This window comes from Streptomyces sp. NPDC002092 (assembly GCF_053593775.1).
This window is the reverse complement of sequence record NZ_JBSFDG010000053.1, coordinates 1-1,662: the sequence shown is the minus strand read 5'-3', so window position 1 is coordinate 1,662 and position 1,662 is coordinate 1. Positions and strand designations below refer to the sequence as shown.

General features: G+C 69.6%; 1 protein-coding gene. It reads right to left on the bottom strand.

Annotated features, from left to right (window positions below; all coding sequences use genetic code 11):
* Positions 1-163: 163 nt before the first annotated feature.
* A complete protein-coding gene (locus ACWCRD_RS44945; protein WP_450971457.1) occupies positions 164-1,540 on the bottom strand; it encodes an IS1380 family transposase in 1,377 nt (458 codons plus the stop codon).
* Positions 1,541-1,662: the final 122 nt, after the last annotated feature.

Genomic DNA, 1,662 nt, shown 5'->3' with positions numbered 1-1,662 from the left:
TAGCCTCGAACTTTCGTGATGGTCCGCCGACGGAGTTGGTGGACCATCAGGCGTTCTGCGGCTGAGCGTGGGCAGGCCAGCGGCCCGAGTGTCGTCTCGGGTGGGCGCCGGGTTCCACTGCTCCGGGCCGGTCGTGCTGTCGTCGGGACGGGGTATCTGCTGGTCAGCCGGGGTCGGGTAGTTGGGCGATCCGGTGGAGGGCGGCAGTGACGTGGTGGGTCCAGGGCCAGTGCCGGGCCAGGCGGAGGATCCGTCGGCGGCCGGTGGTGACGAGCTGTCCCGCCGTGGTGAACAGGCGAAGCCGCAGACGTCGGGGCTCCCAGAGCCTGGCCTTGCCAGTCAGCGCGAGCATCGGCATCCAGGCCAGCAGGTCCAGCGCGATCTGCACGATCTCCAGCCAGATGCGGTTCTGGGCGGTGTGCTTCAGGGGCAGATTCCGCAGGCCGGTGGACCGGGCGGCCCGGATCCGGTCCTCCGCGCGGGCCCGCAGCCGGTGGCGGAGCTCGAGTTCGGCGATCGGCCGACCGGAGGTGTTGGTGGCGAAACAGGTCAGCCGCATGCCGTCCGCGTCGGTCAGCCTCAACTGAGCTCCCGGATGCGGCCGTTCCTTCCGGACGATCAGCCGCATCCCCTTCGGCCAGCCGTCCAGGACATCGCCGGTGAGTTCGGCAACCCAGGCCCCCTCACGGATCTCGCCGTCCGCCTCAACGGCCGGGGTCCAGGCTGATGTGGGGGCCTTCAGTACGTGCTGGTGGATCGCGTCGGTGATCACCATGCCGACGGAGTAGGAGAGCCAGCGTCCGCGCTGGGCGAGCCAGGCGACGAAGTCGTGGGTGCCGCCCGCGGAGTCGGTGCGGATCAGGGTCTGCCGCCCGCGCCGGTACTTCTTCGGCAGTTGGGCCAGGGCCAGGCGGGTGGCGGTGATGTGGTCGGCGGCGGTGTTCGAGCCCGCGTTGCCCGGTCTGAGCAGGGCGGCAACGGGTTCCCCGGTGCCGCCCGGGCCGTGGTCGACGAATCCCATCAAGGGATGGTGGCCGTAGGTCCGCTTCCAGGTTGGGGCCGCGTCCTCCTTGTCCGAGTGCGCGATCACCAACACCCCGTCCAGGTCGACCGTCACCCTTTGGTCCGTGTCCGGCGCCTGCTTGCCGGCCAAGCGCCAGACCCTTTCACGGACTTCGGCCCGTGCGACGCGGATCGTCTGAAGGGCGGTGTCGCCGGAGGCGGCGAGGGTGTCGACCAGGCGGGAGGCCGTCGGGTCGGAGGCGACCGGCCCGAACACGGCCGGCTCGGCCCGCAGCATGCCGACATCGGCCAGGCAGTCCCCGCCCATCGCGACTGCCAGCGCGAGGTCCAGGAGGATCTTCCCGGGATCGTGGACGGCCCGTGGCTTCCGCCAGGGCGCCAGTGCCGCGGATACCGCCTGGTCAAGGCCCGACTTACGGACCGTCTCCAGCAGCAGGACCGCACCGGCCTGCGAGACCACCTGCCGACCGTCTCCCTGGACACGGACACGCGGGTACGACGAGATAAGCTCTCTCATCTGGAAAGTGCTCTTTTCCTTGCAGCCAACAGGGCCCTCAGCAAGTCCTATCGTTGCAGGTCAAGGGCACTTTTCGTGTCTCTGATCAGTTCTTGGACAGCCCGCCTCGTGAAAGCGCGAGG